Annotated in this window: 17 protein-coding genes and 1 other RNA gene; 16 read left to right on the top strand and 2 right to left on the bottom strand. The window is 41.9% G+C overall.

Features of this window, described 5'->3' with window-relative positions:
* Positions 1-115 precede the first annotated feature (115 nt).
* The 8 genes from secDF (at position 116) to CJD36_RS08830 (ending at position 8,992) form a co-directional block, all read left to right on the top strand.
* On the top strand, positions 116-3,205 hold the full coding sequence (gene secDF, locus CJD36_RS08870; RefSeq protein WP_105038775.1) for a protein translocase subunit SecDF: 3,090 nt from the start codon (positions 116-118) through the stop codon (positions 3,203-3,205).
* Positions 3,206-3,335: 130 nt separating this feature from the next.
* Positions 3,336-3,703: a transfer-messenger RNA gene (ssrA, locus tag CJD36_RS08865) on the top strand.
* Between the two features lie 309 nt (positions 3,704-4,012).
* Entirely contained in the window at positions 4,013-4,483 is a 471-nt protein-coding gene (locus CJD36_RS08860) for a hypothetical protein (RefSeq protein WP_105038774.1), read from the top strand.
* A 436-nt stretch (positions 4,484-4,919) separates the two neighbouring features.
* Positions 4,920-5,474: an RNA polymerase sigma factor gene (locus CJD36_RS08850; RefSeq protein WP_105038772.1), complete on the top strand. Its 555-nt coding sequence runs from the start codon at positions 4,920-4,922 to the stop codon at positions 5,472-5,474.
* Positions 5,475-5,712: 238 nt separating this feature from the next.
* Complete coding sequence (locus tag CJD36_RS08845; RefSeq protein WP_105038771.1) at positions 5,713-6,777, top strand: hypothetical protein; 1,065 nt, start codon at positions 5,713-5,715, stop codon at positions 6,775-6,777.
* Positions 6,778-7,048: 271 nt separating this feature from the next.
* On the top strand, positions 7,049-7,483 hold the full coding sequence (locus CJD36_RS08840) for a hypothetical protein (protein ID WP_133162562.1): 435 nt from the start codon (positions 7,049-7,051) through the stop codon (positions 7,481-7,483).
* An 85-nt stretch (positions 7,484-7,568) separates the two neighbouring features.
* A complete protein-coding gene (locus CJD36_RS08835) occupies positions 7,569-8,198 on the top strand; it encodes a carbonic anhydrase (protein ID WP_105038769.1) in 630 nt (209 codons plus the stop codon).
* 59 nt (positions 8,199-8,257) lie between these two features.
* On the top strand, positions 8,258-8,992 hold the full coding sequence (locus CJD36_RS08830; RefSeq protein WP_105038768.1) for a shikimate dehydrogenase family protein: 735 nt from the start codon (positions 8,258-8,260) through the stop codon (positions 8,990-8,992).
* 69 nt (positions 8,993-9,061) lie between these two features.
* On the opposite strand, the gene CJD36_RS08825 is transcribed toward CJD36_RS08830, so the two are convergent.
* Complete coding sequence (locus tag CJD36_RS08825; protein WP_105038767.1) at positions 9,062-9,538, bottom strand: hypothetical protein; 477 nt, start codon at positions 9,536-9,538, stop codon at positions 9,062-9,064.
* A 643-nt stretch (positions 9,539-10,181) separates the two neighbouring features.
* On the opposite strand from CJD36_RS08825, the gene rplM reads away from it, so the two are divergent.
* The 8 genes from rplM to CJD36_RS08785 all read left to right on the top strand — a co-directional run bounded on the left by rplM (position 10,182) and on the right by CJD36_RS08785 (position 15,526).
* Positions 10,182-10,622, top strand: coding sequence for a 50S ribosomal protein L13 (gene rplM / locus CJD36_RS08820; RefSeq protein WP_105038766.1), 441 nt, complete (start codon positions 10,182-10,184; stop codon positions 10,620-10,622).
* Between the two features lie 64 nt (positions 10,623-10,686).
* Positions 10,687-11,079 (top strand): 30S ribosomal protein S9, encoded by a 393-nt coding sequence (gene rpsI / locus CJD36_RS08815; RefSeq protein ID WP_105038765.1) that lies wholly within the window; start codon positions 10,687-10,689, stop codon positions 11,077-11,079.
* 48 nt (positions 11,080-11,127) lie between these two features.
* Positions 11,128-12,129, top strand: a complete 1,002-nt coding sequence (rpsB, locus tag CJD36_RS08810; RefSeq protein ID WP_105038764.1) for a 30S ribosomal protein S2 — start codon at positions 11,128-11,130, stop codon at positions 12,127-12,129.
* Positions 12,130-12,337: 208 nt separating this feature from the next.
* On the top strand, positions 12,338-13,180 hold the full coding sequence (gene tsf / locus CJD36_RS08805) for a translation elongation factor Ts (RefSeq protein ID WP_105038763.1): 843 nt from the start codon (positions 12,338-12,340) through the stop codon (positions 13,178-13,180).
* A gap of 120 nt (positions 13,181-13,300) precedes the next feature.
* Positions 13,301-14,494, top strand: a complete 1,194-nt coding sequence (locus tag CJD36_RS08800; protein WP_105038762.1) for an XRE family transcriptional regulator — start codon at positions 13,301-13,303, stop codon at positions 14,492-14,494.
* Positions 14,491-14,970, top strand: a complete 480-nt coding sequence (locus CJD36_RS08795; protein WP_105038761.1) for a DUF4411 family protein — start codon at positions 14,491-14,493, stop codon at positions 14,968-14,970. The genes CJD36_RS08800 and CJD36_RS08795 overlap by 4 nt, the downstream gene beginning before the upstream one ends.
* A 78-nt stretch (positions 14,971-15,048) precedes the next feature.
* The gene (locus tag CJD36_RS08790; protein ID WP_105038760.1) at positions 15,049-15,282 is read left to right on the top strand and encodes a hypothetical protein; all 234 of its coding nucleotides are present in this window, start codon (positions 15,049-15,051) and stop codon (positions 15,280-15,282) included.
* Positions 15,272-15,526, top strand: a complete 255-nt coding sequence (locus CJD36_RS08785) for a type II toxin-antitoxin system RelE/ParE family toxin (protein WP_105038759.1) — start codon at positions 15,272-15,274, stop codon at positions 15,524-15,526. Before CJD36_RS08790 ends, CJD36_RS08785 begins: the two co-directional genes overlap by 11 nt.
* Positions 15,527-15,575: 49 nt before the next feature.
* On the opposite strand, the gene CJD36_RS08780 is transcribed toward CJD36_RS08785, so the two are convergent.
* Positions 15,576-16,667 carry a hypothetical protein gene (locus CJD36_RS08780; RefSeq protein ID WP_133162561.1) on the bottom strand — a complete coding sequence of 364 codons (1,092 nt, stop codon included), beginning with the start codon at positions 16,665-16,667 and terminating at the stop codon, positions 15,576-15,578.
* Positions 16,668-16,714: the final 47 nt, after the last annotated feature.

Genomic DNA, 16,714 nt, shown 5'->3' with positions numbered 1-16,714 from the left:
GTATTTTCACGAAAATTATATATATTATTGGTGGGAGGTACGTTTTTTTACATTAAATCCTATCTTTGCCAACCTATTTTAAACATATTACGTAATATTAATTTAATTAAAACCTATGCAATTAAAAGGTTTGGTAAAGTTTTTTACTGTCGCACTTATCCTTTTTGCGCTGTATCAGCTATCGATAACGTTCGTGGTAAGGAACGAGGAAAAGAAAATGCATGCGAAAGCTGAGCGGGAGATCAAAGCACAATACCCAGGTGTTTCAGAAGACTCTACAAGAAGATTAGTTGATGCTCGCTATCAGGCTATTTCTGACAGCATGCAGGACGTTGAGATCTTTAACGTAGGTATCAAGAAGTACACGCTTGCATCTGCTAAAGATGAGGAGTTGAAGTTGGGTCTTGACCTGCAGGGTGGTATGAACGTGACATTGGAAGTGAGCCTCGATGAGATGGTTCGCTCTATGTCTAATAACCCTAAGGATCCGGCATTGAACAAGGCGATAGCAACAGCTACTCAGCAGAAAGGTAACAGTGAAGCTAACTTCATTACTCTTTTCAGCGAAGCTTACCTGGCACAAAATCAGGGAGCAAGCCTTTCTACATTGTTCCTGAAGCCATCTGAAAAAGCGATCACCCGTACTTCTACCAACCAGGAAGTTATCAAGGTTTTGAACGAAGAATCTAAAGATGCGATCAAGCGTACTTACAATGTATTGCAGACACGTATTGATAAGTTCGGTGTATCCAGCCCTAATGTGAACCTTGATGAAAAGAAAGGTATCATTACTGTAGAATTGGCAGGTGTAACTAACCCTGAGCGTGTTCGTACTTATCTTCAGGCAACTGCGAAATTGCAGTTCTTCGAAACTTATACCAATGAAGAGATCATAGGCTCATTGTCTATGGCCAATGATGCATTGGCAAGACACCTTGCAGGTACCGATGAGGATACTGCTGCTAAGGTTGGTGATACAACTGCAACTGCAAGCACAAAATCTACTGATACAACAGGTGGCCTTGGCGCGCTGATGGGCAAGAAAGATGGTAAGACAGATGCTGCTATGGGCGGTAAAGATTCAACTTCTCTGAAACAAGCTGAAGCAATTGCAAAGAATCCTTTGTTTGCGCTGATGAATCCATATGTAGATCCTCAGAACGGTCAGGCAGTTGCCGGTTCGGTTGTAGGTCTGGTTGCTAAGAAAGATACTGCCAAGCTAAACAAGTACCTGGCAATGGAGTCTGTAAAAAGCAAATTGCCTGCTAACGTAAAGTTGGTATATGGTGCTGATGAAAAGAAGAACCCTGTATTGATGGTGTACGCGGTAAAAGTACCTCCGGGCGGCATTGCTAAGCTGGAAGGTGATAACGTTACTAATGCACGTAAAGACTTCAACCAGTTGTCTGGTAAGCAAGCGGTTTATATGGAGATGACCCTTACTGGTTCTCACATATGGAAAGAAATGACCGGCCGCAACGTAGGTAAGTTCATAGCTGTAGTACTGGATGACAAGGTTTATTCTTGCCCTCGTGTACAAGGCGAAATACCTTCAGGTGGTACTGAGATCTCTGGCAACTTCACTAACGAACAAGCCGGTGACCTTGCTAACATCCTGAAGTCCGGTAAATTACCGGCTCCTGCGCACATCGTTGCAGAGCAGGTTGTAGGTCCTACTTTGGGTGCTGAGAACATTGACAAGGGTATCAACTCATTGGCTTTGTCTTTCATCGTAATCTTCGCTTTGATGCTGATCTACTACAATACCGGTGGTATCGTAGCTGATATCTCTCTTATCCTTAACCTGTTGTTCACTATCGGTATCTTGTCAATGTCTTCATTGCATGCTACTTTGACAATGGCGGGTATTGCGGGTCTGGTACTGACCATTGGTATGGCCGTGGATACGAACGTTATCATATTTGAGCGTATCAAGGAAGAACTGTTATCAGGTAAGAGTTATAAGGATGCGGTAGAAGAAGGTTATAAGAGGTCTTATGCTCCGGTATTTGATGGTCACATCACTACTTTGATCACTGCGGTTATCTTGTTCATATTTGGCTTGGGTCCGGTAAGAGGTTTCGCAACTACACAGATCATTGGTATCCTGTTGTCTTTGTTCTGCGGTATCCTGGTATCTCGCCTGATCACTGACATCTACACTAAGCGTGAGCGTCACTTCAACTATTTCACAGGTTTGTCTAAGTCTATCTTTAAGAAGGCACACTTTAAGTTTGTAGAAGCAAGAAAGTATACTTACGTTATTTCTTCTATCATGTTCCTGGTAGGTATCAGCACATACTGGCATGGTTTCAACAAGGGTGTTGAATTCAGCGGAGGTCGTAGCTACAAGGTGAAGTTTGAAAAGGCATATTCTACTGAAGATGTAAAGAAGAAACTGAAACCTTACTTCCTCGATTACCCTGCTGTTAAGACCATTGGTACAGACAAGCAACTGGATATCACTACCGGCTACATGATCACAGATGCTGGTCAGAATGTAGACAAGCAGGTAGAAGAGAAGTTGTTTGAAGGTTTGACCAAGGAGAACCTGATACCATCTAACACTACTATGGATGAGTTCAAGAGGAAGTATCTGCAGCAGTCAACAACTGTATTGCCTACTATCTCTGATGATCTGAAGCGTGGTGCTTGGAAGGCAACAGCAATATCTCTGTTCGCTATCTTCATCTACATCTTGCTTCGTTTCCGCAAGTGGCAGTATTCACTGGGTACGGTGCTTTCATTGTTGCACGATATCGCGGTTACATTGGCTATCTTCTCTTACTTCAAGGGTATCGTACCTTTCGCACTGGAAATTGACCAGCACTTTATTGCTGCGATATTGACAGTATGTGGTTTCTCAATGAATGACACGGTTATCGTATTTGACCGTATCCGTGAGTACTTCCGCAAATCGCCTAATGAAGATAAGGTAACAGTTATCAACCGTGCGATCAATGATACATTGAGCCGTACTATCATGACGTCACTGACAGTATTCATTACCCTGGTTATCCTGTTCTTTGTAGGTGGTGAGGCAACTAAGGGCTTTGCATTCGCAATGATGATAGGTGTGATCACAGGTACTTACTCTTCTATCTTCGTGGCTGCTCCGGTACTTGTAGATATGGACAAGAGCGGATCACTGAAAGTAGAAAGTGATGCTGAAGCTCGTATTGAAGAGCTGAAGAAACTGGCTTAATTTACTAAAGTATATCAGTAGCAGAACCCGCAGCAGAAATGCTGCGGGTTCTTTGTTTTTAAGAATTATTAAACAAGGAGAAGAGCCGACAAATGCGTAACTTTGTGCTGTTCTTTGCAACAACCGTACCGGGGCCGACCGGTTTTGACAGCATAGGGCAGGGTCTGTAAGCATGTCGTGCGTTGTGTAATTAGCACGTAAATCTGAATACTCAAACCATATAAGGCGAATATTCTTACGCCATGGCTGCCTAATCAGAGATTAGACACCCTTTATAGCCGCCGGGAAGGTTGCCTGTGACCGTCCCCGCCGCCGAATCAACAAAATACGGGATAGGTTGTGCAACGCTGTGATGTACGAATGAAAATCAAAACAGATAGGGAAGGGGTAGGTATGTTCCTGTCCGGCTTCGTCCCGAGACCCAATCAGGAAATACACATGTAGAAAGCTTATCGGGCATATGTTTGGACGCGGGTTCGACTCCCGCCGGCTCCACAAAAATTAAAGGGTTTCAGCGGAAGTTGAAACCCTTTCTCTTTTCCAAATTCCCGTTCGGGTCCTCGTACTTAGGATGATCAACGAAACGAACACTAGTCTTACTATACTATCACTCAACATTTATGATGTGAGCCCAGCCCTTTGAGATGGTAATTCGTCCATATACGGTCGTCGCGGTATTATATTGATGAAACCTTTTCTCTGTGTGCGCCCTCACCTAAAAAGTATTTTTCATTTCTTTTTCTGAAGCGGGTGATTTTTTACCCTTAGTTGGTATTAATGAGTATTAACTAACTAAAAAAGTAAAAAATGAAACAAGTGAAATTCCTTTTTGCCACATTGTTATTAGTGATCAGTGCCCGCAGCTATTCGCAGATGCCAGTGCATACACCGAAGCCCAAATTAATTGCTGTTGTAAATAGTGCTACCTGGTGTGGCGTCTGTAAGGCTAACGCTGCACGTTTTACAGCAGTTCTTATGCCATACTCCAATAAGGGTGTGAATATCTACCTCAATGACCTATCGAATGAGCAAACAAAAGAAGCGTCGAAACAGCAACTTCAAAAAGACAATGTCTACGAGGCTGTTATTACTACGCCAAGAAAAGGAATGGGCAAAGCACTTAAGGCTTGCCGCATGATACAGGATAAAAAGCATTCTGCAGATGTGTCGGGTATTGTAACATTTATCGATCCGGTCACGCACAAGCAGTTGAAACAAGTTAGCATTGCTGCAACAGATGCGGAAATGACGAACACCATTAATAAATTATTAAACTAAAAGGAATGAGCAAGCAAACAAAAATTCTTCTTTGCCTGGCATCGGTAGTGCTTACTGCCATGTGTATCTATCATTTCTTCGGTTAACAGCCATTAAAATTTGTTAATGAAAGAGTCAATAAACATTTGGGGAATAAAGGAATATGAGGGCGACGGTGTTACTTGTCCTATAGTGCCCGCTAATATCCCTTTCTATAAAAAAAAAGTCTTAACCTTTTTCAGGTTTGGTGTATGCCCTATGTGTGTGTGCATGAGCTTGACCTATAAGGCGGGCCAAATGCTCGGCTTTAAGAAGTAAAAACTACGGCCTGATGAACTATATGGGAGGTGCCGGCAAAAAGCATCTTCCATATAATTATCGTAGCTTAAGGGTATACAGGTAGTTTTGGTACTGCACGTTGGGGAAACAGTTTTAATGATCGTATTTTGTAATAATTATGAGTGGTAAATATCAATCAGACGTCGAAATTCTTAATGCGCTCAAGTGCAACGACAGTCAGGCATACGCCATATTATATAGATATCATTACCCGTCGGTTGCTAATTTTATAATAAAAAATAATGGTTGTGAGGATGATGCAAAAGACATTTTTCAGGAAACACTATTGGTAATTCTAGAGAAGGTTCCCAAAGAAGATTTTCAACTGACTTCAACCTTGAAGACGTATATTTTTGCAATTAGCAGTAATCTTTGGCTAAAACGTTTGCGAGATACCAATAAAACGGTAAGAACCGATGTGGATGTATATGAAAAGTATCTGGCGGATTATGAGGAAGTAGAAAATGAGATACATGTACAAAATGCTAACCGGGCTTTGAACGTTTTTCAGAGGATAACAAACAAGTGCGTCACGTTGTTACGGGCCATTTTTTATAACGGACAAGATATTGATTCGATCACAAAAGAGTTTGGGTATACCAATAAACACAATGCGCAAAATCAAAAATTTAAATGCTTAGAGCAGGCGAGAAGAGGCTCTTACAATCTTTGAGCATAACATTTCGTAAAGATGTTTACCTGTGCACATTTTGGCAAGTGGCATTGTCAACACAACCACCAATGTTTGTACTCGAAGGTTGCTTATACTACTGCATATGTTTCCTTAAAAAATCCAACAACCGGTTCGATAACTCGTAGGGGGAGGCACGAAACTTAAAGGCTTACCAACTAAAATAGTTGGTAAGCCTTTGTTTTTCCTGCCGATATTTGCCGGCGCTAAACAAAAATACTTGGAAGATAATAACCCCACCACAATTACTTACTTCTCAGATAGTTTGGTAAAAGACATTGAGGTGCCGCTCCGCTTTACTTTTCCTTTTAACTACGAACCGCATCCGCTCACCAAAATAGCAGCTACAGCGCTTCAGGGCTATCTGGAAACGCAAACAGATCTGGAACATAACTTTGGGCTTACGCAGGATCGGGAGGGGCAGGCAATAGGAAAGATGTTTGGTGTTTTAGTAGTTAAGGATAAAGATGGGGCGTTGGGCTACTTATCTGCATTTTCAGGAAAATTGGGCGGATCTAATCATCATCCGGAATTTGTTCCGCCTGTTTTTGATATGTTGGTGGAAAATAGCTTCTTTTTGAAACAAATAGAGGTCATTAATGCCATTAACAGGCAAATAAAGGAAATAGAGGCGGGTGATAATTATCAGGTTTTAAAACACGATTTAGAACGATCTCAGGCATTATCTACTCTTGAAATAGTTGATTTTAAGCAACAGTTAAAGATCAATAAAGGGAACCGAAAAAAGCGCAGGGAAGAACAAGGGATAGTACTAAGTGATGATGATCGCAGCGCCTTTGAGGCAAATCTGATCAAACAAAGTTTGTATGACAAGCACCGGTTGAACGTATTATTAAATAAATGGGAGTTGGTTTTAGGAGAAAAAATAACGGGCATTGAGCACTTTGAAGTGCAACTGACAACGTTAAAAAGTGGGCGCAAACGTAAATCTGCGGCTTTACAAACGCAGCTATTTGAGCACTATGAATTTTTGAACAAATATGGCGATAAGAAAAATCTGCAGTCTATTTTTAATGATACCACAGAGGGGAAGCCACCCGCTGCTGCCGGAGAGTGCGCTACCCCCAAGTTACTACAACATGCTTTTTTGAATGGGTACGAACCAATTGCAATGGCTGAATTTTGGTGGGGTATTTCTCCCGGATCTGAGGTCAGAAAGCACAAACAATTTTACCCAGCATGTACCGAAAAGTGTAAACCCATTCTTAAACACATGTTGGAGGGGATGACTTTAGACGAAGATCCGTTGGTGAAAAACCAGTAAGATTACAGTGATGTACTGTTGTGATAGGTGACCTCTTCTGCTGTCGTGAAAAACACTTCCAGCTCATGAATTATTTAAACTCAGCTCATTTCCAGGGTGTTTTGAGCCACAACAGCAACTGTCTGGTCCCCATTTCAACATTTTTTCCTTCAACCTTAACAAACTATTACCAACAGTAAAGAATATTAATTATCTTGCCTGCTATTAGCGTTAAATAATAGTTTGCTTTTATTACTTTTACTGCGATAGAAAAAATCTAATGATGAAAAATATGTTGAAAAACATTCTTCTTGTGTGCCTGCTCGCTATGCCGGCCGGCCTTTTCGCTCAAACGATCAACAGGGCTGAATTGTTGGATAAGACCTGGTATTTTGTGGGCATGAAGTGCCAGGACAAAGTAACCAGCACTAATGACGGTCACTTCATCAGCTACTTCTCTACGCTGAAGATGGTAGCCAGCAATGGTAACAACCTTAACTACGGTACTTACGAAAGAAACTACAGAGATGTACGCGATAATCCGCATGAAGCAGGCACTTACTCTATTACTACCGATGAGGTAGGTAATGTAGTATTGACACTCAGGAAATCTAAGACTGGTGTTACATCAAAGTACACAGTACCAATGGTAGAAACTAACCACCTTACTTTGATAAGGATAGACGAAGGTGACAAGTGCAATACCAGCTACGCAATAGCGCCATAGTCTTACAATCTTTAACTTAAAATATTGAACGCCCTGCTATATTGCGGGGCGTTTTTGTATATTGCTATTTCAAAATTTTACTGCCATGAACAGGATAGAACAGATATTTAAGAACAATGAAGAGTGGATACAGGAAAAGCTCTCTATTGACAAGGATTATTTTGAAAATCTTGCCAAGGGGCAGAGTCCTGAGTTTCTGTATATCGGTTGTTCAGACAGCCGTGTTACTGCCGAGGAGCTGATGGGGCTGCAACCCGGAGAAGCATTCATTCACCGCAACATTGCCAATCTTGTCAATAATGTAGACTTGAATGTAATGACGGTGCTGAACTATGCCGTGCGCGTTTTGAAGGTGAAACACATAATAGTATGCGGCCATTATAACTGTGGTGGCGTAAAGGCAGCTATGGAGCCGAAAGACCTGGGCATACTGAACCCATGGCTGAGAAACATACGCGATGTATACCGCTTTCATAAGGATGAATTGAATGCGATAACCGATGAAAAGCGCCGCTACGAAAGGCTTGTAGAGCTTAACGTACAAGAGCAGTGCGTGAACCTCATTAAGACCGCAGCAGTACAGGAGGCTTATTACCAGAGAGGGATAACAGTACACGGTTGGGTGTTCGATATTCATACCGGTAAGCTCATTAACCTGGATATTGACTTCCCAAAGATACTGGCCGAGATAACAGAGATATATAAGCTGTTTTAAGAGTCGTCAGTAAAAAGTTCAGAAACACTCAGTATAACAAGATATTTTAACACAGATCAATGCAAGACCATTACGGTATTATAGGTTATCCGTTGAACCATTCATTTTCTCCTGCTTTCTTCAATAAGAAGTTTGAAGCGGAGGGAATAAACGCCCTCTACACTGCGCTACCTATCCCCGATATTGCCTTATTCCCCCAGTTGCTGATAGACAACCCACGATTAAAGGGACTGAACGTGACCATACCTTACAAACAGTCGGTAATACCTTATCTGGATGAGCTGAATGATGAAGCGGAAAAGGTAGGCGCAGTAAATTGTATAGCGGTGCGAGATGGTAAGACAAAGGGCTATAATACCGATGTCATCGGCTTTGAAAGAAGCCTGGGTCCACTGTTGCAGCCGCAACATGCTTATGCGCTTATACTGGGTACTGGAGGTGCATCTAAGGCGGTGGCTTATGTGCTCAAACAAAAGGGTATAGCCTATAAGCTGGTATCCCGCACTGCAAAAGCAGGCATGCTTACCTATGCCGATGTTACCCCTGCTATGTTGAGCAAATACAAATTCATTATTAATACTACTCCTTTGGGAATGTTCGTGGATCTTGCTGCTTGCCCGGCCCTGCCATATGAGGCCTTGGGTAGTGAGCACCTGGTTTATGACCTTGTTTACAACCCTGCAGAAACAAGATTTTTAGCGTTGGCCAAAGCACAGGGCGCAGTTATAAAAAACGGACTGGATATGCTGCACTTGCAGGCAAGGGCAGGTTGGGAGATATGGAACAGGCCCTGATAATGAACCTTAAATAATAATGGCCCCGGCAAAACCGGGGCCATTATGTTTCTATCCTTTATTAAGATCTTACTTCTTCAATGTAATTGTAGTGATGGTAGTCCCATCATCACCAATATCTTTCTTTATAATGGTTGCCTTGGTTTTAGACAGGCTGGTTACGTGCAGGGTGTCGCTAATGCCATCTTGCTTATACACTACACTGTGACCCGAAAAGCTGTAGGGTACTGACAATGATGCGCCGGTAAGGTAGCTATTCAGTGTGCCCTTGGCAAAATCATAGAAATCATCGTCAGCTCCCGGCTCGGTAGATTTTGATGCTTCGCCATCTGCGGGCTTGCTGTCAATGTCTATATGGTCTACCTTCCATTTACCTTCTATGTCTTTCATATTTATTGGTCCAGCCGGTGCTTCGGCTACAGCTGCAGCCTGGGCGGCGGTGGGCGCTACAGCAGGCGTTTTGCCCTTGCCCTTGGTCTGGGCTGTAGCATTATTGCTCAGTAAGAAAGTGGCCAACAGTGCCGCCGGTATCAAAAAGTATTTCATCTGGTATATATTTTTAATTAAGCGATAGTGATATTACACTGTAAATCTCAGCAAATTACCTGATAAGACAAAACGGAGCAAGGATTTCATGGCATATGAACTACATGTTTCCTAAAATATCATACTTCTCGTAATTTCCCCCATACTCGCACTTGAAAAATCTGCATGCCGTTAGCTCCTATACAATTAATATAGAACAGATCAGTTGCCACGACCTTTAGGTCGTGGATCGTGAAGTAATTCAAGACTGGCTTTAGCCAAAGTTCCCAGCTTATATATTGTTTCGGCTAAAGCCTGTTATTTCTTTTCATTTTATCCACGACCTGAAGGTCGTGGCAACTGATATTTAATTAAACTCAAACGTTGTGAAGAAATTAGGGTAAACAGCCGGTTCGGTTTTTTTGTAACAAACAGGCAGGCAGGCACCCCTTTTTATCGTAATATCGCAAAACGTCTAAACTTTTTTGCTAAAAATATCATTGATAATCAATACGTTGTGGCGGTGTTGTAAAAATACTTAATAAAATGTTTGGTGTAATGGTTGTGTAAATTTACCTTTGCCGTCCCGAAAACACAGGTTATTCCGTGCCTGTGGTGGAAGGAAGAACAAATTCAGCATTAAGTAAAATACATAATAAGAACAATGAGACACTTAAGTTTTAAAACACAGTCCGCAAACGAGAAGATCGTAAAACGTGATTGGCATGTTGTTGATGCTACGAACCAGACTCTTGGACGTATGACATCAAAGATAGCTTCAACACTTCGTGGAAAGAACAAGACATATTACACTCCTCACTTTGATTGTGGAGATTATGTGATCGTGATCAACTCAGCGAAGGTAAAGCTTACCGGTAACAAACTGGAAGATAAGGAATACCAAACGTATTCTATGTACCCGGGTGGCCAGAAGATCGAAACTGCAAAGGAAATGATCAGCCGTCGTCCTAACCTGATGATAGAGCGTGCTGTAAAAGGTATGTTGCCTAAAAATCGTCTGGGCCGTGCGATGTACAAGAAATTGTTCGTTTACGATGGTGCAGATCATCCGCATAAGGCGCAGAACCCACAGGAAATGAAATAATTTCCTGAAGGAACGATAGAAACAAATTTTTAAATTCAGAAGAAAATATAAAACCATTCCTAAAATGGAAAAACAGAAAAATGCCGTTGGCCGTCGTAAGGAAGCTGTTGCTCGTGTTTACCTGAGCAAGGGTACCGGTACTATCACGGTAAATAACAAAGATTACAAGAATTACTTCCCGATCATGTATCTGCAGAATCAGGTAGAACTTCCTTTGAAGACTATCGAAGGTGCAATGGAAGCATTTGATATATTGGTAAATGTACAAGGCGGTGGTCCTAAAGGCCAGGCTGAAGCAATAAAGATGGGTATCTCACGCGTATTGTGTGAAGTTAATCCTGAGTATCGTCCGTTGCTGAAGAAACTAAGCTTGTTAACTCGTGATAGCCGCTCAGTTGAACGTAAGAAATTTGGTAAGGCGAAAGCACGTCGTAGCTTCCAGTTCTCTAAACGTTAACAGCACAGTTGTAGCCTTTATTTTTTTAACAATCAAGAAATTACTCAAATGGAAGATAATAAAACATTGCACCAACAGTTGCTCGAAGCGGGCGTTCACTTCGGTCACCTGAAGAAAAAATGGAATCCTAAGATGTTGCCTTACATCTTTGCTGAAAAGAATGGCATTCACATCATAGATCTTAATAAAACAATTGAAGGACTGGAAGAAGCTGCTGCTGCTATGAAGTCTATCGCTAAGAGCGGTAAGAAGATCATGTTCGTTGCAACTAAGAAACAGTCTAAAGAAATAGTAGCTGAGGCTGCAGCGAAGGTAAATATGCCTTTCGTTACTGAGCGTTGGTTAGGTGGTATGTTGACTAACTTCCAGACCATTCGTAAGAGTGTAAAGAAGATGTTGAGCATCGAAAAAATGCTTACTGATGGTACAATGGACAGCGTTACTAAGAAAGAGCGCCTTACACTTACCCGCAGCAAGGAAAAGATGGAAAAAGTATTGGGTGGTATCAGCCAGATGGGCCGTACTCCTGCTGCTTTGTTCATCGTAGACATCAGCCATGAGCACATCGCATTAGCAGAAGCTAAGCGCCTGGGCATCACTACATTGGCTATGGTAGATACTAACAGCGATCCTACTAAGGTTGATTTTGCTATCCCATCTAACGATGATGCTACAAAGTCTATCTCTATCATTACTAACTATCTTACTGCTGCCATCATGGAAGGCCTGCAGGAAAGAGCGTCTAATAAGGATGGCGACGAAGAAACTGCAGAAGAACTGGCAGAAAGAACTCGTGGCATGGAGATCACTGAAGAAGATAACGAAGGCGGTCGTGGCCGTGGTCGTGGTCGTGGCCGTACAGCACCAGGTGCTGGCGCGGGTGGCCCGGGCGCAGGTGGTCCTGGTCGTGGTGGTGCTGGTAACAGGCCTGGTGGTGCCGGTGGTGGCAACCGTGGTCCTGGTGGTGGCACTGGCCGTCCGGGCGGTGGCCCTGGTGGCAACCGTGGTCCGGGTGGTGGCGGAAGCCGTCCCGCTCCAACAAAGCGTTAATCAAATATGTCATGGTGAGCTTGTCGAACCATTGACCATATAAAATAGCTTGTTGTCGCAGTTGTCATGGTGAGCTTGTCGAACCATTGCCGAAGGACGATAAGACCTATTAAAACTATAACAGATTATTAAAGCCCCGCATTTGGGGCTTTAATAATAAAATGCGATTTTCGCGTTTCCATTTTAAAATCTATAAAAGAACAATATAATGAGTACAGTTACAATCTCTGCAGCTGAAGTAAACAAGCTGCGTCAACAAACAGGTGCAGGTATGATGGATTGCCGCAAGGCGCTTGCGGAAAGCAATGGCGATTTTGAAGCTGCTATTGACTACCTGCGTAAGAAAGGCCAGAAAGTTGCTGCTAACCGTAGCGACCGCGATGCTAAAGAAGGTGTGGTAATAGCTAAGGCTAATGCTGATAACACTTACGGCATACTGATCAACCTGAGCTCTGAAACTGATTTCGTTGCAAAGAATGCTGACTTCATACAGTTTGCAAATGATGTAGCTGACATCGCTCTGAACTCTAAGGTTACTTCTATCGAAGACCTGAAAGCTCAGCCAATGGAAAATGCTAACGTAGGCGAAAAGCTGAACGAAGTAGTAGCTAAGATTGGTGAGAAAATAGATGTAGTTCGTTTTGAGCAGGTTACTGCTGCTGCTGTTGTTCCTTACATTCACAGCAACTACCGTATAGGTGTGTTGGTGGGTATGAACCAGGCTGCTACAGAAGGTATCGTTACTGCTGGTAAAGATGTATCTATGCAGATCGCTGCAATGAACCCACTGGGTGTTGATTCTGATAGCATATCTCCTGAAACATTGGCTCGTGAAAAAGCTATTGCTATGGACCAGGTAGCTGCAGAAGGCAAGACAGGCGACATGGCTGAGAAAATAGCTATGGGCAAGCTGAACAAATTCTTCAAGGAAAACACTTTGTTGCCACAGGCTTTCGTTAAGGATCCAAGCAAGAATGTAGGTGACTACCTAAAGTCAGTATCTGCAGGTCTTACAGTTTCTACGTTTGTACGTGTAGCTGTAGGCGCATAATTCGCTCCTTTAGTATAATATTGAAAAAGTTCAACTCTGCGAGGAGTTGGACTTTTTTTGTGTTGCGATCCACCCTTGTTATTTCTGTTTGGGTTTTAATGATATATCTTTGTAGAGTCTATGGCTGAACCTACCCTTATAAAGATTGAACCGTCCATTTTGGTATGGGCAAGGACAAGTCTTGGCTTGACGGTAGATGAAGTTGCAAAAAAAATGGGCAAGCGCGTTGAGCAGATTCTTGCTTGGGAAAAAGGAGAAGAAATTCCGACTTATGTACAGCTTGAGAAATTAGCCTATGAGGTTTATAAAAGACCACTGGCGATTTTCTTTATGCAGCAAGCTCCAAACGACGAGTCTCTAAAAAGAGACTTTCGGACTCTTAGTACACAAGACATCGAATCAATTCCAGCAGATGTAAGATACGTCGTTCGAAAAGTTAAGAGTCATCAAATGTCTTTGGAAGAACTTTTTAGTAGTGATAATCCCTACGATATACAGGGGTTGACTAAGAAGTTCAAATTCGATATTGGAGAAAGGGACAAGAACAAGGTTAAGCAAATTAGAGAACTACTAAAACTTGATGACGGGATAAGAGCCACCAATTCACAAGATGAATTTTTTACTTTTTGTAGAAATGCATTGGCAAAATCGGGTGTATTTGTGTTTCAATATCCCTTTGGAGAAATTTCTATACGTGGATTCTGCTTACATCATGAAGAATTCCCTGCAATTGTTGCCAACAGTAAAGATACTTCTGCAGCAAAATTGTTTACTATATTCCATGAATTATGTCACCTTCTCTGTGATGGAGGCGATGTGTTTTTCGAATCAAAAAACAAACAAGCCGTTGCTCAAAGTCAGAAAATCGAACAATTTTGCAATTGGTTTGCGGCTGAGTTGCTTTTGCCTGACACACTTGTTGCTGACAATAATGTACTAATTAAGGTAATACATAACACACGGGAAATTCCTGAAGTTGAGCTTAATAATTTTGCAAAAGGATTTAAAGTTAGTTCTGAAGTCTTACTAAGGAAATTAGTAAGCTTAGGTTATGTAGATCCGGAGTATTACAGCTACATGCGAGATATTTGGACTGATCGATGGAAGAAGCACCAAAATGATAAAAAAGAATCTGCTAAAAAAGGTGGGCCAACCCATTTTACAACGAGAGTTAGCCAGATGGGAAAGCCGTATGTACAAACAGTTCTTGATAGCTATTTTGGAGGTAAAATAGGTGTGTATGAAGCAGCTGACTACTTAAATACTAAAATAAAGAACATTTCGGGTTTCAGCGATTTAATTTATAGGCAATGAGTGTACTAAATCCTAACGCGCTCTTTGTATTTGATGCAGGGCCCTTAATAAATTTGAAATATTATCCAAGAGATATTTTTCCAACGTTATGGGAGAAACTTCAATCTATGGCAGATAATGGTTCAATAATTTCCTGTGCGGAAGTATATAGGGAAGTGAGTGAATCGGGAGATGAGGCAAGTCAATGGGCCGAGACAAATAAGCATATTTTTGGAAGACCATCTCTTGAAGAACAGTCAATGATTCAACAAATATTAACTAAGCATCCTGAACTTGTACGAAAGAAAAACAGGCTTACCGGGCGCCCTGTTGCCGATCCATTTGTGCTTTCTTGTGCCAAAGTGCACAGAATTACACTTGTACATGAAGAGTTGTTTAAAGCACACTCCCATGGAATCGCTAATGTTTGCCAGGAATTGGCGATAAAAAATATAAATCTACATGGGTTTTTCAAAGAAACTGGATGGAAATTTTGATTGGGACTTATGAGCCGATACAATTAGAATATTTTATATGAAAGCCTAGATATTTAGCAGTAACCAACTGAAACCTCTATGACCTACGCCGAAACAAAAGAAAAACTACATTACCTGATAGAAACGATCAGCGAAGAAAAGGTAATGGCTATATATACTCTGTTAGACGGAGATAAATACACCTACGACGATGAAACGATTGCCAGATTAGAGCAGATAAGTGCGGATGCATTTTCGGGGAAAACAAAAACATACACCCTCGACGAATCTTTAGAAGACATAAGAAACTATAGAAAACGTAATGGCGCATAAGCTAATCATCTCGAAGCATGCGCAGGAAGACTTCAGAGAAGCAATTTATTACTACGACAATATTGATCCGGAATTGGGTAATAAATTTTATGAAGAAATCATAGCGATTTATGTCAAATTGACTGAACACCCACAATACTATTCTTTTGTAAACAGCGAACGCGATAGCAACGTCAGGGATATAAATGTACCTACATTTCCTTACGTGTTGGTTTTGAAACTAGCGGAGAGAACGTGGTTGTAGCTGCTATAAGGCATACTTTATTTAATAAATAGCACTTTAACTTTCTCCCCTACCCATTCTCCTCAATAGCCTCATCGGCATATTTGATCACCTGCTTTACTGCTATGTCCAGGTCGGTAGTGGCCTTGTTTACCTGCGGCCATATCTCTATGTAAAACTCTTCCTGGGTCATGTATTCAGATATTGTCATTGCGCCCAGTATACGGCAAAGGGGTTCGCGTATGCTATGGGCGTTAAACTGTATCAATGCCATTAGTTGCTTATTGGCATTGATGAGTTTGGCATTGGTCTCTGCCAGTTCGCCGGTACGGGCCAGTATTATCTGCTCCTGCTCTGCTACCAGTTTTTCAATCACCACCTTCTGTGCCAGTATCTCATCATTGCTGTTCTTCAGCTCTACATTGCGTAGCTGATAGATCTCGTTATCGCGTTCTTTTACCTCAAGCTGGCGGAGTATCTCTGCCTGCTCTGTCATCTTCTGCGCGGTAAATAGTTCCTGTTCTTTTAGAATAAGTGCGGTAACTGTGCGCTGGTAAGATATAGACAACACAATACCCCATAGCGATACCAGTATAAATGACAGCACCACATTAGAGATATTAAGAAATACGGCCGGTCCCTGATCTAAAATATAGGTAGGCGCACTATTGCGGATGTAGAAATCTATGTAGAGATAAAACAGAAAGCTCAGTAGGCATAAGAGTGTTTTGGTGTACCAAGCTTCATTATATTTCAAGAAGGGCATCAACGCTATCAGTGGTATAAAATTCTGAAAGCCACTACTCCAGCCCAATAGGATAACTGCAGTTAGCTGATGCAGATTTATTTCCAGCAGACATAAGAACATAGCCACAAGGTGAAAGCCCCTGCGGTTGAGCGCAATAGCTACTATGTAGGTAGCAATACTGGGGAATTGTAAGTTCACCATAGGGCTGATATCCAACACTCGGAATACAATGATCCAACTACAGTGCAGCAACATGATCAGTGTATAAGCAAGATTGCTGATGTTATAAAACCAGTAATTATCCTGGTGCACGTGCCTGGGTATGGCCGTGAAGTAGTTGTGTAACTGCACTATTCTGCCCTTTAAAATTGCAAAGCCAGTGTTGCTTTCAGCGTTCGTTTGTATCTTGATCAATGATACTTTGTTTATTTGTTTTCATGAGGCCATATGGCAGGAGCAGC

The organism is Flavipsychrobacter stenotrophus (assembly GCF_002954265.1).
In the GTDB taxonomy this organism is placed as follows: Bacteria; Bacteroidota; Bacteroidia; order Chitinophagales; family Chitinophagaceae; genus Flavipsychrobacter; species Flavipsychrobacter stenotrophus.
This window is presented reverse-complemented; position numbering and strand designations above follow the sequence as displayed.